The following is a 22950-nucleotide window of genomic DNA, read 5'->3' on the forward strand; positions in this document are numbered from 1 at the left end:
CCCGGGGGGCGGGGGGGGGCCCCCCCCGGGGGGCGGGGGGGGGGGGGGGGGGGGGGGGGGGGGGGGGCGGGGGGGGGGGCGGGCCGGGGGGGGGGGGGGGGGGCGGGCCCCGGGGGGGCCCGGCCCCGCCGCCCCTGACCCCGCGCCGCCGCCGCCCGCCGCCGTTCCCTTCGCGGCCCGCCGCCCGCGTGACCCCCGCACGGCCCGGCGTCCGTCCGCCGCGCACCGCACCACCTGAAGACCCTCCGCCGGTACGTCACGTGCCCGCGTTCGAGAACTGTCGACTCAATTTCCGTCGTACCGACACCCCGCCTCGCTCTGCGGGGTTGGTAATGCGGAGCGCAGCCCTTGGCGAAAATGCGTAACTCCGGACATAAGGCGCATGAGGCGCTTTAATGGTTTCACGAGATTAAGTCGACCTTGGGGGTTTTCGTGAAGTTCTTTGGCGTTACCGGCCTGGTACGGAGGCGCGCCTGATGGACCTGTACCGCCAACTCCGCCTGGTGCGTCGCCACTGGTGGATCGTGCTCCTCACGGTCATGGTCGCGCTCGGCGTGACCACCCTCGTCACCGTCCGGGCCCAGCCCCGGTACGTCGCCTCGGTGACCTTCTTCGTCACCACACCGAGCCAGGGCGTCACCGACGCCTACCAGGGCGGCCTGTTCCTCCAGCAGCGCGTGAAGTCGTACGCCGAGCTGCTGACCAGCGACCGGCTCGCGCAGAGCGTCGTCGCCGACAACCCGGTCGGACTGACCGCCGAGCAGGTCCAGCGGCGTGTCTCCACCTCCACCGAGGCCGGGACCGTCCTGCTGCGCGCGTCGGTGACCGACACCGACCAGAACCGCGCCCTGCGGGTGACCGAGACCCTGTCGGCCAAGTTCGTCGAGCTGGTCGGGAAGGTCGAGATGACCTCCGACGGCAAGGCCGGGCCGATCCGTATCGAGGTGGTCAGCGGGCCGCGGGTCACGTCCACCCCGGTGTCCCCCCAGCCGGTCCGCAACTTCACCCTCGGCGGTCTGCTCGGCCTGCTCGCCGGCGTGGGCCTGGCGATCCTGCGTGGGCTCGCCGACGTGCGGATGCGGGACGCGGCGGGTCTCCAGCGCGCCACCGGCGGCCCTCTGCTGGGCGAGATCCCGTTCGAGGGCAGCGCGAAGGCGTCGCCGCTGATCGTGGGTGACGCGGCGAACTCGGCCCGGGCCGAGGCGGTCCGCAAGCTGCGGACGAACCTGCGCTTCGTCGACGTGCACGAGCCCGCCCGGGTCATCGCCGTGACCAGCGCCCTCCAGGGCGAGGGGAAGACGACCCTGTCCTGCAACCTGGCGATCGCGCTGGCCGAGGCGGGGTGGCGGGTCCTGCTCGTCGATGCCGACCTGCGCCGCCCGAAGGTCGGCGACTACCTCGGGCTGGACGCCGGCGTCGGCCTGACCGACGTGCTGGTCGGCGACGTCGGGGTGGGCGACGTGGTGCAGCGCTGGGGCGACAAGTCGCTCCTGGTGCTGCCCAGCGGCTCGGCCCCACCGAACCCGAGCGAACTGCTCGGCTCCAAGGCCATGGCGGACCTGCTGCTCGCGCTCCGTGAGTCGGCGGACATCGTCATCATCGACACGGCGCCGCTGCTCGCCGTGACCGACGGCGTCGTGGTGGCCGTCCAGGCCGACGGCGCGCTGCTGGTCACCCAGCAGGGCCGGACGTCCCGGTCGCAGGTCGCCGCGGCGGCGCGGTCCCTGCACTCGGTCTCCGTCCGGCTGCTCGGCTGTGTGCTCAACATGGCGAAGGTGCCGAAGGCCGACGCGTACCAGTACGAGGCGTACCGGGTCGTCGCGGCGGCCGAGACGACGCCCGTGCACGCCGAGCGGGGCGCCGGGCCCCGGCACGCGGAGCACCTGGACCCCGGCGACGTCGGCGACCGGACGCAGGAACTCACCCGGCTGTCCCGATGAGCACCGCGAGGGGCCGCATCACGCGCTCGATCTCCTCGGCACAGCGCCGGAAGTCGGCGGCGGACCCACCCAGCGGGTCCGGCAGGTCGTCGGCGTCGGGGGCGGCGGGTTGCAGCCGCCCCCGGGCGCGGGCGGCCGCCTCGACCGCCGCACGCAGCGGGCCGGCCGTGCCGCCCCGGGCCGGCTCCGCCGCGTCCGGGGCGGCGCCGGCCGCCTCGGCGAGCCGGCCGAACTGCCGGAGGGTGAACGTCCGGTGCAGGGCGGCGGGGGCGAGCGCGGTGCACACCGACCGCTGCCGCCGGGTCGCGGTGAGCACGAGGGTCGCACCGGCCAGATGCTCCGGGCGCAACCGGCGGCTGCGGAACAGGCGGGGGTCGGCACCGGTGCCCGCGGCCACCTCCGCCGCGTACGGGTGCATCGCCAGGTCGTCGTGGGCGTCGGTGCCGGCGCTGCCCACCACCACCGGTTGGTCCGCCAGCAGGCGACGCGCGATGTACTCCGCCATCGGTGACCGGCACAGGTTGGCGTGGCACACGAACAGAACCCGGTCGACCATGTCGACCCCTCTCGTGACTGCGGTCGCGGGGAGTCCGGCCGCGACGCCGCGCATCCGGCGGCGGCCGGACGCGGAGGGGTTGTCCGCATCGTACGCGGGAGCGGGGCCCGTCCCGCACGCTGCCGCGCCGGTACGACGCCGGTCGTCGGAGGTGAACCGGTGAGGATCGGCATCCTGTCGTACCACTTCCCGCCCGAACCGGCCTTCATCCCGGGCAGCCTCGCCGAGGAACTGGCCCGCCGGGGGCACGAGGTGCGGGTGCTCACCGGCTTCCCGGACTACCCGGGCGGGCACGTCTACCCGGGCTGGCGGCAGCGCTGGCGCCACGAGACCCACAGCGAACGGCTCACCGTCCGGCGGGTGCCGCGCTACACCGGCGGGGACGCGTCGAGCCGCGGCCGGACGGCGGCGTACCTCTCCTTCGCCGGCAGCGTCGCGCTGGTCGGGCCGCGGTTCCTCGCCGGCGTGGACGCGCTCTACGTCCACCAGCCGCCCGCCACGGCCTTCGCGGCGGCCGGGCTGCTGCGTCTGCTGGGGCGGGTGCCGACCGTGCTGCACGTGCAGGACGTCTGGGCCGCCGACCAGCCGGCCGACACCGGGAACCGGCAGTGGGCGGAGCGACTGGGCGCGGCCATGGCGCGTACCTATCGGACCGCGGACCGCGTCGCGGTGGCCGCGCCCAGCCTGCGCGACCTGGTGGTCGCCGCGGGCGCGGACCCGTCCCGGGTCGAGGTCGTGCTGAACTGGACCGACGAGCGGATCTTCCATCCGGCCCGGGCCAGCTCGGCGGCCCGCCGGCTCGTCCGCCGCGAGGGGCGCTGCGTGGTCATGCACGCGGGGACCATCGGCCCGCGGCAGGGGCTGGAGACGGCGGTCCGGGCGGCGGCGGCCCTGGACGGCACGATGGACCTGGTCCTGGTCGGGTCGGGGCCCGAGGAGCGGCGGGTGCGGGGGCTCGCCGCCGAGTTGGGCGCCCACAACGTGCGGTTCGTCGAGCGCCGCTCGCCGCTGGACATGCCCGACCTGTACGCGGCGGCCGACTACCAGCTGGTCATGCTGCGCGACCTGCCCGAGCTGCGGGGCACCCTGCCCGGCAAGCTCCAGGCCGCCTTCTCCTGCGCCGCCCCGGTGGTGGCCTCCGCGGGCGGTGACACGGCCGAGGTGGTCGAGCGGGTCCGGGCGGGGCTGTCCTGCCCGCCGGAGGACTGGGCCACGCTGGCCGACCGGTTCTGGCTCGCCGCCACCATCCCGGCACCCGCCCGGGCCGACATGGGTCGGCGGGGCCGGGAGGCGTACCTGCGCGAGATGGCCATGCCGGCGGGCGTGGACCGCGTCGAGCGGCTGCTGTACGACGTCGCCGGCGGGCGTGCCGCCACGCGCGCGACCCACGAGTGATCCTCACATAACGGTCGGGGCGTCATATTTCGACGTCCTCGATCGTTACCTGCTGGGAACGTCCAAGAAGTATGTGCCTTCCTGTCTGATTTGCCGAACGGAGTGTGTGGTGTGACGGAGAGCGAGAGCGGACGTCGTCCACGTGGCCGGTCCCGTCGGCGCCGCAGGGCACGCCTGCGCCGGGCCCTGCTCGCCGGCCTGGTGGTCGGGTCGCTGCTGCTGCTCACCGGGGGCTGGGTGGGCGTACGCGGCTGGCAGGCCCGCGCCCATCTCCTGAACGCCGCGGGCCTGGCCCGCGACCTGAGTGCCCAGGTGGTGAGCGGTGACACCGACCGCGCCCAGCGGACCCTCGCCGCGCTCCAGGAGCAGGCGGCGGCGGCCCGGGCGGCGACCGGCGACCCGGGCTGGTGGCTCGGCCGGCAGACGCCGTTCGCCGGGGACAACCTCGCCGCCGTTCGACAGATCGCGGTGGCGATCGACGAGCTGTCCCGGCAGGCGTTCCCGGCGCTGCTGCGGACCGATCTGAGCAGTCTGCTGCCCCGGGCCGGGCGGCTGGACGTCGGCCGCCTGCGGACCGTCTCGACGGAAATGGCCACGGTCGACGACGCCGTGCAGGCCACCCGGGCGGACCTCGCCGCGGTGCCCACCGGCGGGCTGGTCAGCCAGGTGGCGCAGGCACTGACCGACCTGCGGACGGAGATCGACCGGCTGGCCGGTCTGACCGCCGCGGCGGACCAGGCGGCCCGGGTCCTCCCGCCCCTGCTCGGCGTGGACGGTCCCCGCAGCTACCTCCTCGTCTCCCAGAACCCCGCCGAACTGCGGGCCACCGGCGGCATGATCGGCGCGTACGCGGTCCTGCACGCCGACGCGGGCCGGGTCCGGATGGGGCGCCAGGGGTCGAGCGCCGAGCTGGCCCGTTTCACGCCGCCGCTCGCCGTGCCTCCCGAGGTGCGCGCGGCGTGGGGTGACCTGCCGGGCATGTATCCGGCCGACGTCAACCTGACCCCGCACTTCCCGACCGCCGCCGCGCTGTACCGGGAGATGTTCCGGCGCCGGACCGGCACGGTCGTCGACGGGGTGCTCGCGGTCGATCCGGTGGTGCTGTCGTACCTGTTGAAGGCCACCGGGCCGGTGCTCGTGCCGGACGGCGTCCCGCTGGCCACCGACACCGTGGTGCGCGCCCTGCTCAGTGACGCGTACCAGCGGCTGGACACCCGCCAGCAGGACCAGTTCTTCGCGACGGCGGGGGCCGCGGTCTTCGACACCCTATTTAAGAACAATGTCAACCCTCGTGGCTTAATGTCCGCATTCGACCGCGCTGTCCGGGAACGCCGGATATTGTTCTGGAGTGCCCGACCGGAGGAACAGCGGATGTTCGGCGACAGCCGGATGGCCGGCGTGCTTCCGGAGAAGGACACCGTGCCGACGGTCGGCGTGTTCCTCAACGACGGCAGCGGCGCGAAGCTCGGCTACTACCTCCGGCCCACGGCCACCCTCACCGTGGGCGAGTGCCGGTCGGACGGCCGGCGTGAACTGCGGCTACGGGTCACCCTGCACTCGTCGGCGCCGAAGTCCGGACTCAGCACGTCCGTCCTCGGCCTCGGCCTGGCGGGCGACCCGTACACCGTGCGGACGCTGGTGTCCGTGCACAGCCCGGCCGGCGGGGCCGTTCTCGGTACCCGCCTGGACGGGGTCGAGGTGGCCGTCGGTGCCGACAGCGAGCGGAACCGGCACACCGTGACCACGAACGTCGACGTCGGACCCGGCGCCACCCGCACGTTGGAGACGACCGTGCTGACGGCGAGCACCGGCAGCGGCTCGGCCGAGCTGTGGCTGACCCCCACCGCCACCCCGTGGACCACCCAAGTTGTTACCGCACCAAGCTGTGACCAGTAGGAGGGAACCAATCATGCGGCTATCCCGCATCATCATGGCGCTCACGGTCGGTCTGGCCGTGGTGGCCGTACCGACCGCGGCGGGGGCGGCCCAGCCGCAACAGCCGCCGCCGACCACGACCGCAACACCGCAGCCGCCGGTCTACCCACCCGGAACCGGCGCCGCGAGGCTGACCGTCAGCGATCCGACGATCTTCCTCGGTGACACGGTGGACATCATCGGGGACAACTTCGGGCCGAACGAGCGGGTCGTGATCACCGTCTCCTACACGCCGCTGGCGGCGGGCGCGCAGAACGCCCGGCGGAGCGACGGGTCCGCCGTGGCGATGACCACGGTCGCCGCGCAGCCCGGCACGGTCGAGCGCACCATCGAGGCGGTCACCGACGGGAACGGGGACTTCCGCGTCGAGGAGTACAAGCCCTCGGTGACGGGCCGATTCATCCTGAGCGCGGTGGGTCAGGAGTCCCGGCGCAGTGACACCGCCTCGCTGCGCGTGCTGCGCAAGAAGCAGCCCGCGCTGCCCGTCACGGGTGACAGCCTGGGCACGCCGATGAAGGTCGGTGGCGGCCTGCTCGGTGCCGGCGCGGTGATGCTGCTGCTGAGCCTGGCCTGGCGCCGGCGGCACCGGTTCGGTGGCGGGGCCGCCCACTGACCTGACCCCGCTCCGGGCAGGGCCCGGACGCGAACAGACGGCGCCCGTCGGATCACTCCGGCGGGCGCCGCCGTTCGTGTCGGGGACCCGGATCAGCAGGCCCCGTAGAGACGGCGGGTGCCCACGCCGGCCGCGTACGCCGCCCGGTCGGTGAACCGGCAGCCGTAGTCCGGCGCGGCCACCACCGCCTGGTCGGTCACCGTGTCGCCGGCCGGCCGCTTGCCCTGGCGTACCCAGGAGACCAGGTCGTCCCAGGCGGTGCCGGCCTCCGTCGGGGTGAACTCGCAGTGCTGCGCCGCGCGGATCGCCCGCTGCACGACCAGCCGGCTGCGGCCGTGCTTCGCGACGTCCCGTGCGTACGCCTGCTCCATCGAGAAGGGCACGAACAGGTCGCCGAGGTTGTGCAGGCTGACCACCGGCGCGGTGGGGCGGCCGGCGATCCGCGGCACCTCGGTCAGCGTCGGCGAGAGCCGCTGCCACAGGTTCTCCGGGGCCACCCGCTGCACCGTGGCGTTCACGTCGACCGGCGAGTTCGGGCTGTAGCGGGTGAACAGGTTCGTGGCGAGCTGCCCCGGGCGCTCGGCGGGGGAGTCGCCCCCGTTGGTGACGCTGATCCCGAAGAGGAAGTCCTTCCAGATCGCGAAGGACGCGTCGGCGCCCGGGCGCGGCCCGCCGGAGCGGTTGACGGTGATGTCGCGCAACTGCCGCCCCCGGTCGTTGGTGATGGCGGGGTTGGTCGGGCTGATCCCGGTCAGGCCCAGCGCCACCTGGATCCGGGGCACCGCATTGGTCAGGTAGTCCGGCGGCGTCGGGTACGCGCGTACCCCCGCGAGGGCCTGCGCGGCGAGGTTGTAGTCCAGGAAGAAGTCCAGCAGCTCGTGGTCGCCGAGGACGCCGCACATCGGCAGGCCGCCGTCGTAGTAGCCCGGGTACTGCTCCAGCGAGCGGCCGATGATGTAGCCACCCATCGACACCCCGGCCAGGTACGTCCGGTGGGGACGGTCGACGAGCCGGGCGAAGTGGTCGGCCAGGTCCTTCGTGCTGAGCACGCCGGAGCGGATGTCGAAGCCGTTGCGGGTGTACGAGGAGGCCGCCCAGGCATACCCCTGCTCCAGCAGGCGCTGCCGCAGGTCGAAGGCGGGCGCCTCGGGTGACAGCACCGTGGTCTGGCCCCGGTAGCCGTGCGCCCACATGACGAGGTCGCCGTTCCAGTTCGCCGGGACCTCGACGATGTACGCGGCGTGCCGGTGCACGCCCTGCCGGACGGTGGTCGGCACGCCGCCCACGACGAGGGGGGCCAGGGGCGGGTTGCTGATGGTGTAGCCGGGCAGTGGCTGCGTACCGTCTGAGTGGCGGTCGCCGGCGGCGGAGGCCGGCGCGGAGCCGGCGAGGCCGACCGCGACGGCCAGGGCCACGCCGGCGCCGAGCAGGCGACGAAGGGTGCGGGTGGTTGAGGACGGCATCGTCGCTCTCCCTGGGACGGTGGTCGCCCGGTGGTGAGGCGGGCGGGACGGGTGCCTACCGGCCGGTAGGGACCTGAAACTAGGCACGCCGTTCCACCGATGTCAATGGCTGCCTGACCGGCCGCTCAGATCAGGCCGTGCGCCAGCATCGCTTCCGCCACCCGCCGGAATCCGTCGATGTTCGCCCCCGCGACGTAGTCCCCGGGCAGCCCGTACTCCTCGGCGGTCGCCCAGCAGCGCGCGTGGATGTCCCGCATCGTCTCCCGCAGCCGCTGCTCCGACGTCGCGAACGTCCACGATTCACGGCTGGCGTTCTGCTGCATCTCCAGCGCGCTCACCGCCACCCCGCCGGCGTTGGCCGCCTTGCCCGGCGCGAACCGCACCCCGGCCCGGCCGAGGATCCGCACCGCCTCCGGGGTGGTCGGCATGTTCGCGCCCTCCACCACCGCGACGCAGCCGCCGGCCACGAGCGCCGCGGCCTCCGCGCCGCCGATCTCGTTCTGCGTCGCGCACGGCAGCGCCAGGTCGCACGGCACCTCCCAGACGGTACGACCGGAGACCGCCACCGCGTGCGGCACGTGGCGTACGTAGTCGTCGAGGCGGGCGCGCCGCTGCTCCTTCAGCTCGCGCAGCAGCTCCAGGTCGATGCCCTTCTCGTCCAGCACGTACCCGGTCGAGTCCGAACAGGCCACCACGGTGCCGCCGAGCTGGTGCACCTTCTCGATCGCGTAGATCGCCACGTTGCCCGAGCCGGACACCACCACCCGCTTGCCGTCCAGGCCGTCCCCGGTCTGCCGCAACATCTCCTCGGCGAAGAACACCGCCCCGTACCCGGTCGCCTCCCGGCGTACCTGCGCACCCCCATAGCCGAGGCCCTTGCCGGTGAGCACTCCCGACTCGTACCGGTTGGTGATCCGCTTGTACTGCCCGAACAGGTAGCCGATCTCCCGTCCGCCCACCCCGATGTCGCCGGCCGGCACGTCGGTCTGCGCCCCGATGTGCCGGTACAGCTCGGTCATGAAGCTCTGGCAGAACCGCATCACCTCGCGGTCCGAGCGACCCTTGGGGTCGAAGTCCGCGCCGCCCTTCCCCCCGCCGATCGGCAGCCCGGTCAGGGCGTTCTTGAAGATCTGCTCGAAGCCGAGGAACTTGACGATCCCCAGGTACACCGACGGGTGGAAACGCAGGCCACCCTTGAACGGGCCGAGAGCGCTGTTGAACTCCACGCGGAAACCCCGGTTCACCCGCACCCGGCCGTGGTCGTCCTCCCACGGCACCCGGAAGATGAGCTGCCGCTCCGGCTCGCAGATCCGCTCGACGATCCGGGCCTCCGCGTACTCCGGGTGCCGGGCCAGGGCCGGGCCGATGCTCTCCAGCACCTCCCGCACCGCCTGGTGGAACTCCGGCTCGCCCGGGTTGCGGGCCACCACGCTCGCGAACACCGTCTCCACGGTCTCCGGCATCACCGACACGTCCCTTCGGTCCCCGGCGGCCCCGTTGCCGCCCGCGTCGGCGTACGTGCGCCGAGCCGCCCCCGGGTACGGCCCGCGACCCCCGTCCGGTTCACCGACCGGCTCTACTGTGTCGGCGTGGACGAGACGATCTGGGACGCCGCCCGTGCCGCCCGTGCCTGGCTGGACGCCGCCAACGGCACCGGGCAGGCCGAGCTGACCTGCCGCATCCTCAAGCTGAGCGAGGAGGCGGGCGAGGTTGCCGGCGCCTGGATCGGCATGGTGGGGCAGAACCCGCGCAAGGGGGTCACGCACACCCGCGAGGACGTCGCGGCGGAACTCGCCGACGTCGCGTTCACCGCCCTGGTCGCCATCGAGAGCCTCGGACTGGACGCCCGCACCGTCCTGGACGAATGCGTGACAAAGGTGCGCACCCGCCTACTCCCACCCTCCCCCTGACCCCCCGCCCCGGTCGCCCACCGCGCCCCATGCCCCACGCCGGCGCTGAAAGGGCGGCAACTTCGGGGAAGTTGCGGGCTGCGGCACGGGGGAGGGGACATCTTCCCCGAAGTTGTCGCCGTTACGGCCGCCCGGGCGGCTGCGGTGCGCGTGGTCTGTGGCGTGGTGTCCGGTTCGGGGGTGTGGCCGGGGGTATCCCGGCCGCGGAATCGTGGCCGGCCGGGGGTCGTTACACATGGCAGACGATCGAGCAGGACGCGCAGCCCCCAGGCGCGGGTTCCTGGCCCCGGAATGACGGCGGGCAGCCGGTCGTTACATCCCCCTGGCACCGCGGACGAGCAACCCCCTGCTCGACGAGCGTGTGCCGATCCCCCGAACTTCCTTAGAGCGCCGGATGGTGCCTTGCACCCCGTACGGCCGATCCCCCTCGGCCCAGGGTGCTGACCCCCGAAGGAGCTTCCCCATGAACACGATCCTGCGTAAGAGCGTTCTGGGTATCGCTGGTCTGGCCTTCGCCGGTGGCGTCTTCGCCGGCCCGGTTGCCGCGCACGCCGCCGCTCCGATGGTGGAGTCGACGCCGGTCGCGGCTGCGGTGCAGGCCGACAAGGCCGACACCGGCAAGCTGATTCCGCACGGTGTGCAGGGCAAGCAGTCGCGCATCGACCTGTCGGATGAGCAGGTGGGCAACGTGAAGGCGATCATCGCGGCGACGAAGAAGGCCGACATGGACGAGCGTGCCGCGGTGGTGTCGATCGCGACCGCGTTGCAGGAGTCGAAGCTGGAGAACCTGGGTCACCTGGGTGAGCGCAACGACCACGACTCGCAGGGCCTGTTCCAGCAGCGTCCGAGCTCGGGTTGGGGCACCGTCGAGCAGATCACCGACCCGGAGTACTCGACGATGGCGTTCCTGAAGGGTCTGAAGCAGGTCGACGGCTGGCAGGACATGCCGCTGACCGAGGCCGCGCAGACCGTCCAGGTGTCGGCCTACCCCGACCACTACGCCCAGTGGGAGCAGCAGGCCGCCGACCTCGTCACCGAGCACTGGAACAGCTGACCATCACAGACCTTCCTCTCAGGGGGAACCAAGCCGCTGGCCGGCACCCGACAACGGGTGCCGGCCAGCGGCGTCTCCGGACACGGTCGAGGGGAGCGGGCGCGTCTGCAGGGCTCGGAGGAGCCAGTCGACCGCCGGCAGGAGGCTGTCCGTGGCCGCCGGCCAGCCGTTGACGACCGAGAGCAGGTGGAGGTACCGCTCCCGACGCGGGTCGCGGGCGGCCTCCAACCGGCTCAGCAGCCGCCGCCGGAGGTCGACGCCGTCGGGATGGCCGCAGAGGTCCGCGTACCGGGCCAGGGCCGTGGCGACGACGCGATCCGCTTCCGGCGCGGCGGGGTCGATGCCCGCCGCCAGAGCCGGGCGTACCTCCTCGTGGACCGTGACGAGGGCGTCGCGGCGTACCCCGGTGGCACCGCCCGCGACGCGGTCGTCCGCGTAGTGCTCGGCCACCCGTCGCAGGCCGGCACGAAAGTCCGGGTCCCGGGACAGCTCGGCCAGCTCGATCCACGCGGCGACCTGGTCGGCGTCGGGATCGTCCGGCAGGTCCGGGGTCATCGAACGCATGATCCCGGCGAACCCGCCGTCCGCGTCGAGCCCGCCGAAGACGGCGTCGAGGAACTCGTCCACCGACTGCCGTCGTCGGTCCGACGTGAGTCGGGTCAGCCTATGCATCAGATCCATCTCCTCGGGAGTCGTTCCGCGTCGGGCGATCGCGGTCAGCACCGCACGCCGCAGGCGCAGCGTCCGGATCTGCACGGTCAGCGCATCGGCGTGCGCCGCCGCGACCTCCGGAAGCGACACGTCCCGGTCTACGACCTTGCGCACCGTGGACAGGTCCAGACCGAGTTCGCGCAGCGTACGGACAAGGTCGAGACGAGCGAGGGCCTCGGTTCCGTAGCGGCGGTGGCCGGCCGGGGTGCGGCCGGTCGGCGGCACGATCCCGTGGTCGGAGTAGAACCGGATGGCCTTGACCGTCAGGCCGGTACGCCGGGCCAGGTCACCTATCGAGTGGAGCGCGTCGCCGTCCATGCCCTCCAGCTTTGCGTCTCCCCCGACGGGAGACGCAAGGAGTGATCCGTGGGCGCGTCGCACCCGTACCTTCTCGCGGGGACCGTGAAAGGGGAGACGATGGCGGCGTCGGGGCACCAGGAGAACCGCCGTCCGGGCGCGCAGGGCGGTGACCGCCCGACACCTGTGCCGGACGCCGTGGAGGAGCCGGCCGGGAAGCCCGGAAGGGACGACGCCGAACGGCCGGCGTGGCCGTACACGGCACGGGTGCTGATCGCGGCGGCGCTGGCGGTGCTCGCCCTCGGCGGCGTCGCAGTGGTGGTGACGCTCTCCGACCCGCAGCGGCTGGGTGTCGCGTTCTCCGGCGGCGAACCGGCCGGGCCACGGACGGGGCCGGCCGGGCGGCCGGCGGCCGAGCCGGGCGGCCTGGGCGCGGCGGCCGAGGCGTCCGCCCAGGAGACCGCGACGGGCGAGGTCGCCACGGCGCCCCTGGCCGGCCGGGGACGCGCGACCTTCGAGCTGGTGGACGGGCTGACCCGGCTCGACCTGCGGGTCGAGGACCTGGGCGACGAGCTGTACCGGATCGGCACGCCCTCGGATGGTGGCCTGCGGGCGGAGGCCGAGGTACGCGCCGACGTCGTCCGGCTGCGGTTCGCCCCGAGCGGACGGCCCGGTCCGGGTACGGCGGAGGTGGTCCTCAACGCCGCGGTGACGTGGCGGCTACGGCTGGCCGGCGGGGTGACCGAGCAGCGCCTGGACCTGACCGCCGCCCGGCTGGCCGGGGTGGAACTGGCCGGCGGGGCGACGACCACCGAGCTGCGCCTGCCCGAGATCACCGGCACGGTGACCGTGCGGATGACCGGCGGGGTGAACCGCTTCGACGTCGTCGTCCCCGGCACCCCGCCGGTACGGGTCCGGGCCGCCGCCGGGGCCGGTGCGGTCGCCGTCCACGGCGAGCGGACCGACGGCGTGGCCGCCGGCGCGCTGCTCGGCTCACCCGGCTGGGACCGCCTCCCCGACCGGCTGTTCCTCGACCTGGTCGCCGGGGCGAACACCGTCACCGTGGGTGCGGCTGACCGGGCCAGCACCGGAGGCGGGAGCTCGTCCGGGAGCCGGTGACGCGGGCCGCGTGCCGCGTAGAGTCGGGCCGTGGAGCGTACCGAGAAGATGCCGGCGGAGACCCGACCACCCGGCGTGGCGACGGTCGACCCCGGCAGCGTCCTGCTGCCGGGTCACGACGTGCCACTGGGGCGGTACACGACGGTGCGCCGGTTGCTCCCGCAGCGGCAGCGGCGGATGGTCGGGGCGTGGTGCTTCGTGGACCACTTCGGTCCGGCCGACGTCTCGCAGCGCCCCGGCATGGAGGTGCCGCCGCATCCGCACAGCGGCCTGCAGACCGTGACCTGGCTGCTCGACGGGGAGATCCTGCACCGCGACAGCCTCGGCAACGTCCAGCCGATCCGGCCCGGCCAGCTCAACGTGATGACCTCCGGCCACGGCATCACCCACTCCGAGCGGTCGCCGCAGGTGCGCCCGCCGCTGATGCACGGGATGCAGCTGTGGGTGGCCCTGCCGGACCCGGCGCGGGCCGGCGCGGCCGACTTCGCCCACCACGCCGACCTGCCCCGCTTCGTCGACGGCGATCTCGACGTGACGCTGCTCGTCGGTGAGCTGGCCGGCGAGCGGTCCCCGGCCGTCGTGCACACCCCGCTGCTCGGCGCGCAACTGGAGCTGCGTGGTGCGGCGCCGGCGACGCTGCCGCTACGGCGGGACTTCGAGTACGGGCTGCTGGCCATGTCGGGCTCGGCCGAGGTGGACGGGGTGGGCGTCGAGCCCGGCGCGCTGCTCTACCTCGGCAGAGGGCGCACGGAGCTGGCCCTGCGCGGCGAGCCGGGTTCGCGGCTGCTGCTGCTCGGCGGCGCACCGTTCGAGGAGCCCCTGGTGATGTGGTGGAACTTCGTCGGCCGCTCGCACGAGGAGGTCGTCGCCGCGCGGGAGGACTGGATGGCCGGGCGGCGGTTCGGCACCGTCGCCGACGACCCGGCGCCGCCGCTGCCCGCGCCGGAGCTGCCCACCACCCGCCTCAAGGCCCGCGACCGCAGCGGCGGCCTGCACGGCTGACCGGCAGGCGTGGCCGGCCCCGCGGTGGGTAGTCGCCGGGCATGCCGACCATCGCCATGTCCCGTACCGAGGACAAGAAGCGCCTGGTCCGCCGCCTGGCCGGCGGCGGGCGCGGGTTCGCCGAGCAGTACGGCTTCCGGGTCACCAACAACCCCTCGAGCCTGTTCCAGATCCTCTGCCTGGCTGTGCTGCTGGCCCGCCGGGGCGACTTCCGGCGTGCCGTGGACAGCGCGCACGCCCTGCCCGCCCAGGGCTGGGACAGTGCCGCCCGGCTGGCCCGGTCCCTGCACGCCGACCGGGTCCGGGTGCTACGCGAGTGCGGTCAGCGTGGTGACGTCGACGCCCTCGCCGACACGCTGGGCGACCTGGCCCGCACGGTGGTCGAGCGGTACCGGGGCGACCTGCGCCGCCTCCGGGCGGTGGCCCACCACGACCCGGCCCGGGAGCGGGAACTGCTCACCACGCTGCCCGGTGTGGACGCCGCCGTCGCCGACCTGTTCCTCCGCGAGGCGCAGGCGCTGTGGCGGGAGGTCGCTCCGGTCGCCGACCGGCGGGCGCTCGTCGCGGCCCGTCGGCTGGGGCTCGGCCGGTCCGCCGACGACCTCGCGGGACTGGCCGGCAGCGGCGAGTCCGAACGCCTCGCCTGGCTGGTGGGGTCGCTCGCGCGGGTGGACCTGGAGAAGAGTTACGCGGAGTTGAGCACCTGACGCCCGAACGTGCGTCGGCCCACAGTTCTGAAACTGTTACCCGTTCGGATGATATCTCGTCGTATGATGGTCCCGGCAGTGATGCCCGCCTGGTTCGGGCGTACATCAACCGCCTGGTGGTGAGGCCCCGGTTCGGGGTCTTCAGCATCGGGGACAGGTTCGTGGGGTGGCGCCCCGGGACGCGGTTCGCGACCCGGGGCGCCCGCCTGTCCAGCTCTCTCACTTCGGCAGGCCGGCCAGCAGGTTCACCGTCGCCGCGATGACGAACGCCCCGAACAGGTAGGACAGCATCGAGTGCGCCAGCACCGCGCGGCGCATCGCGTTGCTGGTCAGCGTGGTGTCGGAGACCTGGAACGTGGCCCCCACGGTGAACGCCAGGTACGCGAAGTCGGAGTAGCAGGGCCTCACCGGCTGGTTGAAGTCCACCCCGCCCTGCATCCCGGTGTAGTAGATCCGTGCGTACCGGGCGGCGAACACCGTGTGCACGACCAACCAGGACAGCAGCACGGTGAGCACGCCCACGGCGCCGAAGGCGTTCCGGGAGAGCAGCGTCGGCGCCCGGTGCGCGTTCGTCACCACGAGCCCCACCCCGAGCAGGCTCGCCAGGCAGGCGGCCAGCAGCAGCACGTCACGGACGGCCCGGTTGGGGTCCTCGCGTACCGACAGCCGGGCGGTCCGCGCGGCGTCGAGCGGGAACAGCTTGTGCCACACCAGCGCGAGCCAGCTCAGCGCGGCGGCGTCCCAGCCCACCAGCGGCGCGAGCATCGGGCCGGCCAGCACCAGCGTGGCGCCACCGGCCAGCACGCCGACCAGCGCCATGACGGTGAGTTGGACGGCGGCAGGAGGGTGACCGTCACGCACGGGTCAGGCGGCCGGCGCGGGCCCGGGTCACTCAGATGCCGCGCAGGTGCTGCGATACCCGTGTGTGCGGGTCCCGCGCCTGCAGGTTCCGCTGCGTGGCATCGACCTCCGGCGCGGCGTCGATCCCCGCCGAGCGGGCCACCTCGTTGCCGTTGGCGTAGTCGACCGGCGGCAACGCCCGCAACGCCTTCAGCACGTCCGGCGGGGCGCCCTCGCGCTCGGCCTCACGTACCACGTCGTCCTTCTCGGCCGGGTAGTCCAGGCTCGACAGGTACTGCAGCACGTCGGCGTAGCTCGCCATGGTGTCGGCTCCTCGTGGCATCGATGCGGTCACGACCGGCGGCGGTTACCCGTCCGCCCGGGTCTCACGCCGCCGGTACCGGAAAAACCGGGGCCGTTTCCCGACCCCGGCCGCGGGTAACCGCCAGCCCCGGCCCAGCCCTCAGGGAGTACCCATGAACTACGACACCTTCATCGTCCAGGTGGCAAGGCGCACCGGTTCGTCGTCGGAGCAGGCGGTGGAGCTGACCCGGGCGACGTTGGAGACGCTCGCCGACCGGCTCACCGGCGGCGAGGTGCTGGACCTGGCCGCGCAGCTGCCCCAGCCGTTGCAGGTGGTGGTGAAGGGCGGCGGGGAGGCGGCGGAGCGCTTCGGCGCGGCGGAGTTCGTGGCCCGGGTGGCGGCGCGCGCCCACGTCGACGAGGAGACGGCCCGGGACGCCGCGCGGGCGGTCTTCACGACGCTCCGGGAGGCGATCACCGGCGCCGAGTTCGACGACGTGGCGATGCAGTTCCCACGGGACTACCGGGACGTGGTGGAGCCGGCGATGGCGCCCGGCGCCACCCTGCGCTACTCCTGACCGGTACGCGCCTCAGGCGACGGCGCCGCTCGCGCGGAGGGCGGCGATGCGCTCGGCGTCGAAGCCGACCTCGGCCAGCAGCTCGTCGGTGTGCTCGCCGGGCTGCGGCGGCGGCCGGCGCAGAGCCGTCGGGGTGCCGGAGAAGCGCGGCGCCGGGGCCGGCTGGAGGACGCCGTCGGATTCGGTGTACGTGCCACGTGCGGCCAGGTGCGGGTGTTCCGGCGCCTCGGTCCAGTCCAGGACGGGCGCCACGCACGCGTCCGACGCGGACAGCAGCGCCGTCCACTCGTCCCGGGTGCGGGTCCGGAAGAGCCGGCCCCACGACTCGCGCAGCGCCGGCCAGTTCGCCGGGTCGGTGCGGTCCAGCGCCTCGTCCGGGTGCATCGGGAACCCGGTGCGTTGCACCAGTTCGTCGTAGAAGCGCGGCTCCAGCGCGCCCACCGCGAGGTACCTGCCGTCGGCGCACTCGTACGTGTCGTAGAACGGGGCGCCGCCGTCGAGCAGGTTGACCCCGCGCGGGTCCTGCCACATGCCGATCCGGCGCAGCGCGTGGATCTGGGTGCCGAGCACCGCGACACCGTCCACAATGGCCGCGTCCACCACCTGGCCGGGGGCGCCGCCGCGCACCGCGTACAGGGCGGAGACCAGGCCCAGGGCGAGCATCATGCCGCCGCCACCGAAGTCGCCGAGCAGGTTCATCGGCGGCACCGGGCGCTCCCCGGCCCGGCCGATGCCGTGCAGCGCCCCGGTCAGCGCCAGGTAGTCGATGTCGTGCCCCGCGTACGGCGCGGCCGGCCCGTCCTGGCCCCAGCCGGTCATCCGCCCGTACACCAGCCGGGGGTTGACCGCGTGACAGTCGGCCGGTCCCAGGCCGAGCCGCTCGGTCACGCCCGGCCGGAAACCCTCGATCAGCGCGTCCGCGTCGGCGAGCAGCGCGAGGACCGCCTCCCGCCCGCCGGCCGACTTCAGGTCCACCGCGATCGAGCGGCGGCCCCGGTTCAGCAGGTCCGGGTGCGGAGTGCCGAACGCGGAGGGGTTCACGTCGCCCACCCGGTCCACCCGGACCACGTCGGCGCCCAGGTCGGCCAGCATCATCGCGGTGAACGGGCCCGGCCCGATGCCGGCCAGCTCGATCACCCGTACGCCGGCGAGGGGACCGGTCACCGCGTCGTCCGTCATCGGGCCACCATAGGCGCTCGGCGTTTGTCGGGTAAGGGGCGGGGAACGCTCATGGGGTGGATCGGGGGAGTGGCGTGATCAGGGTGGCCATGCTGCACGGCCCCGGCCGCCCCGACGCCGATGGCGTCAGTGACTACGTGACGCACCTGGTCGATGCGCTGCGCGAGGTGGACGTCGAGGTGACCCCGGTGCCGCTGCGGCCGACCCGGGCGCGGGGCGGTTGGCGCGTGGCCGCCGCCCGGGCCGCCCGCCGGGTCCGTGAGCTGGCCCCGGACCTCGCGCACGTGCAGTTCGCGCCGTCGGCGTACCGGTTCTGCGGCCAGGCCGGCCTGCTGCCGCTGCGGCTGCCCCGCCGGATGCCACTGGTCACCACCGTCCACGAGTACGGCGGGTGGGCGTGGCCCGGCTGGCTGCCCGGCCGCCTCTGGTCCCGGGTCGAGCGGACCGGGCGCTGGGACCGGGAGACCGGTCGGCTCGTCCCGGCCAGCGCGGCGGTGGTCGTCACCAACCCGGGCCACGCGGCCCTGGTACGGGAGCGCACCGGACGCGAGCCGACGTACGTCCCGATCGCCCCGAACGTCGTCGACGGGACCGGCACGGCCACCGCCGGGCACCGGCTGCGGGCCGAGCTGGGCCTGCCCGAGGGCGCACCGGTGCTGGTCTTCTTCGGTTTCGTGCACCCGGTCAAGGGAGTGCGGTACCTGATCGAGGCGCTGCCCGACCTGCGGCGCACCCACCCCGACCTGCGGCTGCTGGTGGTGGGCGGCTTCGCCTCGCAGGCGCTGCCCGAGCCGGAGGCCCGGGCGTTCCGTGCCGAGCTGACCGCGCTCGCCGCCCACCACGACGTGGCCGGCGCGGTGACCTTCACTGACCACGTGCCGCGCGAGCGGGTCTCGGCGGTGCTGCACGCCGCCGACGTGGCGGTGCTGCCGTTCACCGCCGGGGTGAGCACCAAGAGCGGGGCCCTGCTCGCCGCGCTCGCGCACGGCGTGCCGACCGCCGTCACGGTGCCCGAGGAGGACGCGGACGACCTGCACCGCAGCGGGGCGGTGGCGGTGGTCCGGGCATGCCGGGACAGCGGTGCGATCGCGCGTACGGTGTCCCGGCTGCTCGCCGACCCGGTCCTGCGGCGACGGCTCGCCGAGCGGGGACGCGCGTTCGCCGCTGCGTACTCCTGGCCCCGGGTGGCCGCCGCGCACCGCGACCTGTACGCGCAGACCCTGGGGTGGGCCGGTGCCTGACCGGTACGCGGACATCCTGGTGGTCGACCTGCTCGGCGGAATCGGCGACCTGCTGATGCTGTTGCCGGCGGTGCACGGCCTGGCCCGCCGCAACCCGGGCGCGCGGCTGCGGGTCCTCACCCACGACCCGGGCGCCGGCCTGGTGCGCGTCGACCCGGCGGTGGCCGAGGTACGCACGCCCCGACACGACCGGCCCGGCGCCGAGCGGGAGGCGGTCCTGGCGGCCCTCGCGGCGCGGCGACCCGACCTGGCGGTCAGCACCACCCGCTACGACGGAATCCCGGACCTGCTGGAGGCCGCCGCCACCCACGCCGTGACGAACCTGTGGCGCGACCCGCCACCGGACCAGCCGGTCGGCCAGCGCTACCTGGAGATCCTGCACGCCGAGGGGCTGCTGGACCCGGCCGACCGGGCGGCCCGACCCCGGGTGCACGTCGGCGACCAGGCGCACCGGGCGGGGGAGCGGACCGTGGCCCGGCTGGTGGGTGAGCCGCTCGCGCCGCCGGTGGTGCTGGTCACCGACGCCGGAATGGCGGTGAAACGGTGGCCGTGGCGGCACTGGCGGACCCTGGCCGGCGAGCTGACCCGGCGCGGCCACCCGGTGCTCACCGTCGGCCCGGTCGACCCCGAGGCGCCGCTCGGTGTGCCGCTGCCCCGCGTCGACCTGCCCACCCTCGCCGGGCAGCTCGCCGCCGTGGGCCGGCGGGGTGGCGTGGTGGTCGGGCCCGACACCGGACCGGTGCGGCTGGCCGCCGCGGCCGGCGCCGCGACCGTCGGGCTGTTCGGGCCCACCGACGCGCGGCGGTACGGGACCGGCGACCTCGACCTCCAGGGGCTGCCCGACTGCGCGTACCGACGGCCCACCGCGATCGCCGACCAGCCCTGCTGGTGGCAGGCACGGTGCCCGCTGGACCCGGCCGGACCGGCGTGCATGGCCGACCTGGACGTGGACACCGTCCTCGCGGCGGTCACCGGCGGCACGTGAGACCGGCGTGCCCCGCTTGGCGGGCCAATGAGCCTGGCCTAACCTTGTGGCGGCGAGGGGAGTACTTCCCACGAACCATTCCGGTCAGTACGGCGGGCCTCAGAGCCTTCCCCGGGTGGTTGCCCACGATGTGTGGGTGAAGGAGACCTCGAACATGACACGGTGTTCGAGGAGGCCCTATGTCCGGTTCGTCATATCTTGCTGCCACCGAGATCACTTCGGTGGGCACCCCCACGCTGTGGGGCGTCACCATCGCCGGCGTGCTCGCGCTGCTGGTCCTGGACTTCCTCGTCACCCGTAAGCCGCACGAGGTGTCGATCCGTGAGGCGCTGGGCTGGTCGGCGTTCTACGTCGCCCTCCCGCTGGCCTTCGGCGCGTGGATCTGGTCCCGCTACGGGTCCCAGCAGGGCATCGAGTACCTGACCGGTTACCTGGTCGAGAAGTCCCTCTCGGTGGACAACCTGTTCGTCTTCATGCTGCTGCTCGCCGCGTTCGCGGTGCCGGCCGTGCTCGCCCAGCGCGTCCTGCTCTACGGCATCGCCGGGGCGCTGGTGCTGCGCGCGATCTTCATCGCCCTCGGCGCCGCCGCGTTGCAGACCCTCGACTTCGCCTTCCTGCTCTTCGCGATCATCCTCATCGCCACCGCGGTGAAGCTGCTGCGCGACGCCCTCTCCGGGCACGAGCAGGAGGTCGACATCAGCAAGATGCGCTCGGTGAAGCTGCTGCGCCGGTTCATGCCGGTGACCGACGAGTACCAGGGCACGAAGCTGACCGTCCGGGTCGACGGCAGGCGGGCGCTCACGCCGCTGGCGCTGGTCACGGTGGCCGTGCTCGCCACCGACGTGGTCTTCGCCGTCGACTCGGTGCCGGCGGTCTACGGCATCACCGAGGACCCGTACCTGGTCTTCGCCACCAACGCGTTCGCCCTGCTCGGCCTGCGCGCGCTCTACTTCGTCCTGCACGCCGCGCTCAGCCGTCTGGTGCACCTCAGCTACGGCCTGGCGATCATCCTGGCGTTCATCGGCGTCAAACTGGGCCTGCACTGGGCGCACGGGATCTGGTCCGGCGTCCCCGAGATCCCGACGCTGGCCTCGCTCGGCGTCATCATCGGCGTGCTGGTGATCGTCACCATCACCAGCCTGCGCGCCACCCGGACCACCGTGTCGCAGGAGAAGGACGTGGTCGTGGAACACCGCTGAGGTGGTCCGCCCCGTCGGCCGGTTTCCGGTCGAGAGGGCGCGGCGCACCCGCCGCGGGTGGTACGACTGACGGATGGGAATCGTGTCACCGGGCTTCCAGGGCCGGCCCCGCTCGGCGGAGCCGGCCCTGCCGCCGGGGCAGTACCTGACCGAGGACTTCCCCGTGCTGTCCGCCGGACCCACACCGCGGGTTCCGGTGGACACGTGGGAGTTCGTCGTCGCGACCGAGACCGCCACCGAGTTCCGGTGGACCTGGGACGAGATGACGGCGCTGCCGCAGGAGACCTTGACGGCGGACATCCACTGCGTCACCCGCTGGTCCAAGCTGGGCACCTCCTGGCGCGGTGTCTCACTGGACACGCTCCTGGAGGGGGTGGACACCGCGGCCGACTACGCGCAGGCCCACTCGTACGGCGGGTACACCACCAACCTGCCGTTGGACGACCTGCGCGACGGCCGGGCCTGGGTGGTGCACACCTACGACGACGAGCCGCTGGCCGCCGAGCACGGCGGCCCGGCCCGGCTGCTCGTGCCGCACCTGTATCTCTGGAAGTCCGCCAAGTGGGTGCGCGGCATCCGCCTCACCGTCGAGGACGAGCCGGGCTTCTGGGAGACCGCCGGCTACCACGACTACGGCGACCCGTGGCGTGAGCAGCGGTACCAGGGTGACTGAGCGGGCCGTCGTGGCGGACACCCCGGCGCGCGGCCCCGCCCGGTGGCGGGTCGCCCGGCTCGTCGAGCGCCGCATGGAGACCCCGACCGCGCAGACCCTCGTGCTCGACGTGCCCGACTGGCCGGGGCACCTGCCCGGGCAGCACCTCGACGTGCGGCTCACCGCCCCGGACGGCTACCAGGCCGCCCGGTCGTACTCGATGGCCGGCCCCGCCGACGGCAGCCGGATCGAGCTGACCGTGCAGCGGGTCGCCGACGGCGAGGTGTCGCCGTACCTGCTCGACACGTGGGCGCCGGGTGACCCGGTGGAGGTGCGTGGCCCGGTCGGCGGCTGGTTCGTCTGGCGGCCCGAGGAGACCGCGCCGGTCCTGCTCGTCGGGGGCGGCTCCGGAGTCGTCCCGCTGATGGCCATGGTCCGCGCCCGGCGCGCCGCCGGCAGCCGGGTCCCGTTCCGGCTGCTCTACTCGGTGCGCACCCCGGCCGACGTGATCTACGCCGACGAGCTGCGCCGCCGCACCCGCGACGACTTCGGCCTCGACGTGGCGTACGTGTACACCCGCGAGGCGCCCGTGGGCTGGCGGGGCGAGCCGCACCGGGTCGGCCTCGCGGACGTCAACAGTCACGGCTGGCCGCCCGACCTGGAACCGCTCTGCTACGTGTGCGGGCCGACCGGGTTCGTGGAGACGGTCGCCGACCTGCTGGTCGGGCTGCGTCACCAGCCCCGGCGGGTGAAGACCGAGCGGTTCGGTCCGACCGGCTGACGTTCGCCTGTCGCCGGTTCGCCGCACCTGGAGGAGGAGAACGCGATGACCGACATGTCGTACCTGGACGGCAACATGCTCGACGGCCCGCTGCGGGAGTTGTTCGCCGTCGACCTGAGCAGCGCCACCGGCCGCTGCGACCACTGCGGCAGGGTCGGCCCCATGGCCGGGCTGCAGGTCTACTCCCACGCACCCGGGCTGGTGGGGCGCTGCCCGGCCTGCACCGAGGTGATGCTGCGCCTGGTCCGCGCCCCCGACCGGGCCTGGTTCGACCTGCGCGGCACGACCTTCCTCGAGGTCCCGATGCCCCTGGACCAACCCCACCCGGGCCCGCTCTGACCCACCCCGCCCCACCCCACCCCCTCCCCGCGCCCTCCCCGCGCGGTCCCCACCCCCTCTCCCGCGCGATCTTGCACTTTCGGTCGCGTGAATGAGGTTTTCGAGAGCCTTTGTCGCGGCACAAAGTGCAAGATCGCGGAATGAAGAGGAG

General features: G+C 73.9%; 23 protein-coding genes. 16 read left to right on the top strand and 7 right to left on the bottom strand.

The window, feature by feature from the left end:
- The first annotated feature begins 476 nt into the window (after positions 1-476).
- Positions 477-1940, top strand: coding sequence for a polysaccharide biosynthesis tyrosine autokinase (locus tag ACIBR0_RS17975; RefSeq protein ID WP_396716896.1), 1464 nt, complete (start codon positions 477-479; stop codon positions 1938-1940).
- Here ACIBR0_RS17975 and ACIBR0_RS17980 read toward each other — a convergent pair.
- Complete coding sequence (locus ACIBR0_RS17980) at positions 1921-2496, bottom strand: low molecular weight phosphatase family protein (RefSeq protein ID WP_396716898.1); 576 nt, start codon at positions 2494-2496, stop codon at positions 1921-1923. The two genes, ACIBR0_RS17975 and ACIBR0_RS17980, sit on opposite strands and share 20 nt — an antisense overlap.
- 159 nt (positions 2497-2655) lie before the next feature.
- Here ACIBR0_RS17980 and ACIBR0_RS17985 point away from each other — a divergent pair, with 159 nt between their 5' ends.
- The 3 genes from ACIBR0_RS17985 (at position 2656) to ACIBR0_RS17995 (ending at position 6439) form a co-directional block, all read left to right on the top strand.
- On the top strand, positions 2656-3891 hold the full coding sequence (locus tag ACIBR0_RS17985) for a glycosyltransferase family 4 protein (RefSeq protein ID WP_396716900.1): 1236 nt from the start codon (positions 2656-2658) through the stop codon (positions 3889-3891).
- A gap of 111 nt (positions 3892-4002) precedes the next feature.
- Entirely contained in the window at positions 4003-5787 is a 1785-nt protein-coding gene (locus ACIBR0_RS17990) for a DUF4012 domain-containing protein (RefSeq protein WP_396716902.1), read from the top strand.
- 13 nt (positions 5788-5800) lie between these two features.
- The gene (locus tag ACIBR0_RS17995; protein WP_396716904.1) at positions 5801-6439 is read left to right on the top strand and encodes a hypothetical protein; all 639 of its coding nucleotides are present in this window, start codon (positions 5801-5803) and stop codon (positions 6437-6439) included.
- 92 nt (positions 6440-6531) lie between these two features.
- On the opposite strand, the gene ACIBR0_RS18000 is transcribed toward ACIBR0_RS17995, so the two are convergent.
- Together ACIBR0_RS18000 and gdhA are read right to left on the bottom strand one after the other, a co-directional pair.
- Entirely contained in the window at positions 6532-7902 is a 1371-nt protein-coding gene (locus ACIBR0_RS18000) for a hypothetical protein (RefSeq protein WP_396716906.1), read from the bottom strand.
- A 125-nt stretch (positions 7903-8027) separates the two neighbouring features.
- Positions 8028-9365, bottom strand: a complete 1338-nt coding sequence (gene gdhA / locus ACIBR0_RS18005; RefSeq protein WP_396716908.1) for an NADP-specific glutamate dehydrogenase — start codon at positions 9363-9365, stop codon at positions 8028-8030.
- 126 nt (positions 9366-9491) lie between these two features.
- Here gdhA and ACIBR0_RS18010 point away from each other — a divergent pair, with 126 nt between their 5' ends.
- A complete protein-coding gene (locus ACIBR0_RS18010) occupies positions 9492-9812 on the top strand; it encodes a MazG-like family protein (RefSeq protein ID WP_396716909.1) in 321 nt (106 codons plus the stop codon).
- 463 nt (positions 9813-10275) lie between these two features.
- On the top strand, positions 10276-10866 hold the full coding sequence (locus ACIBR0_RS18015) for a hypothetical protein (RefSeq protein ID WP_396716911.1): 591 nt from the start codon (positions 10276-10278) through the stop codon (positions 10864-10866).
- Between the two features lie 18 nt (positions 10867-10884).
- Here ACIBR0_RS18015 and ACIBR0_RS18020 read toward each other — a convergent pair whose 3' ends face one another.
- A complete protein-coding gene (locus ACIBR0_RS18020) occupies positions 10885-11895 on the bottom strand; it encodes a MerR family transcriptional regulator (protein WP_396716913.1) in 1011 nt (336 codons plus the stop codon).
- Between the two features lie 48 nt (positions 11896-11943).
- On the opposite strand from ACIBR0_RS18020, the gene ACIBR0_RS18025 reads away from it, so the two are divergent.
- From ACIBR0_RS18025 to ACIBR0_RS18035, 3 genes are read left to right on the top strand one after another with little or no spacing between them, the layout of a single operon-like run.
- Complete coding sequence (locus ACIBR0_RS18025; protein WP_396716915.1) at positions 11944-12993, top strand: hypothetical protein; 1050 nt, start codon at positions 11944-11946, stop codon at positions 12991-12993.
- 30 nt (positions 12994-13023) lie between these two features.
- A complete protein-coding gene (locus ACIBR0_RS18030; RefSeq protein ID WP_396716917.1) occupies positions 13024-13995 on the top strand; it encodes a pirin family protein in 972 nt (323 codons plus the stop codon).
- Positions 13996-14036: 41 nt separating this feature from the next.
- The gene (locus ACIBR0_RS18035; RefSeq protein WP_396716918.1) at positions 14037-14702 is read left to right on the top strand and encodes a hypothetical protein; all 666 of its coding nucleotides are present in this window, start codon (positions 14037-14039) and stop codon (positions 14700-14702) included.
- A gap of 219 nt (positions 14703-14921) precedes the next feature.
- Here ACIBR0_RS18035 and ACIBR0_RS18040 read toward each other — a convergent pair whose 3' ends face one another.
- Positions 14922-15521, bottom strand: coding sequence for a DUF1345 domain-containing protein (locus ACIBR0_RS18040; RefSeq protein ID WP_396716920.1), 600 nt, complete (start codon positions 15519-15521; stop codon positions 14922-14924).
- Positions 15522-15594: 73 nt separating this feature from the next.
- A complete protein-coding gene (locus ACIBR0_RS18045; protein WP_396716922.1) occupies positions 15595-15864 on the bottom strand; it encodes a DUF2795 domain-containing protein in 270 nt (89 codons plus the stop codon).
- 154 nt (positions 15865-16018) lie between these two features.
- On the opposite strand from ACIBR0_RS18045, the gene ACIBR0_RS18050 reads away from it, so the two are divergent.
- Positions 16019-16423, top strand: a complete 405-nt coding sequence (locus tag ACIBR0_RS18050) for a DUF2267 domain-containing protein (protein ID WP_357041864.1) — start codon at positions 16019-16021, stop codon at positions 16421-16423.
- 12 nt (positions 16424-16435) lie between these two features.
- Here ACIBR0_RS18050 and ACIBR0_RS18055 read toward each other — a convergent pair whose 3' ends face one another.
- Positions 16436-17602 (bottom strand): CaiB/BaiF CoA transferase family protein, encoded by a 1167-nt coding sequence (locus tag ACIBR0_RS18055; RefSeq protein ID WP_396716924.1) that lies wholly within the window; start codon positions 17600-17602, stop codon positions 16436-16438.
- Positions 17603-17676: 74 nt separating this feature from the next.
- Between ACIBR0_RS18055 and ACIBR0_RS18060 the strand changes: the two genes are divergently transcribed.
- The 6 genes from ACIBR0_RS18060 to ACIBR0_RS18085 all read left to right on the top strand — a co-directional run bounded on the left by ACIBR0_RS18060 (position 17677) and on the right by ACIBR0_RS18085 (position 22799).
- Positions 17677-18843, top strand: coding sequence for a glycosyltransferase family 4 protein (locus tag ACIBR0_RS18060; protein ID WP_396716926.1), 1167 nt, complete (start codon positions 17677-17679; stop codon positions 18841-18843).
- Positions 18836-19828 carry a glycosyltransferase family 9 protein gene (locus ACIBR0_RS18065; protein WP_396716928.1) on the top strand — a complete coding sequence of 331 codons (993 nt, stop codon included), beginning with the start codon at positions 18836-18838 and terminating at the stop codon, positions 19826-19828. The genes ACIBR0_RS18060 and ACIBR0_RS18065 overlap by 8 nt, the downstream gene beginning before the upstream one ends.
- Before the next feature lie 179 nt (positions 19829-20007).
- Complete coding sequence (locus tag ACIBR0_RS18070) at positions 20008-21027, top strand: TerC family protein (protein WP_396716930.1); 1020 nt, start codon at positions 20008-20010, stop codon at positions 21025-21027.
- Positions 21028-21100: 73 nt separating this feature from the next.
- Positions 21101-21700 carry a sulfite oxidase-like oxidoreductase gene (locus ACIBR0_RS18075; RefSeq protein WP_396716932.1) on the top strand — a complete coding sequence of 200 codons (600 nt, stop codon included), beginning with the start codon at positions 21101-21103 and terminating at the stop codon, positions 21698-21700.
- 73 nt (positions 21701-21773) lie between these two features.
- Entirely contained in the window at positions 21774-22460 is a 687-nt protein-coding gene (locus ACIBR0_RS18080; RefSeq protein ID WP_396717067.1) for a ferredoxin reductase, read from the top strand.
- Between the two features lie 45 nt (positions 22461-22505).
- Complete coding sequence (locus ACIBR0_RS18085) at positions 22506-22799, top strand: DUF6510 family protein (protein WP_396716934.1); 294 nt, start codon at positions 22506-22508, stop codon at positions 22797-22799.
- The last annotated feature ends 151 nt before the right edge of the window (positions 22800-22950 follow it).

Origin of the sequence: Micromonospora sp. NPDC049497 (assembly GCF_044465805.1) — a bacterium.
In the GTDB taxonomy this organism is placed as follows: domain Bacteria; phylum Actinomycetota; class Actinomycetes; order Mycobacteriales; family Micromonosporaceae; genus Micromonospora.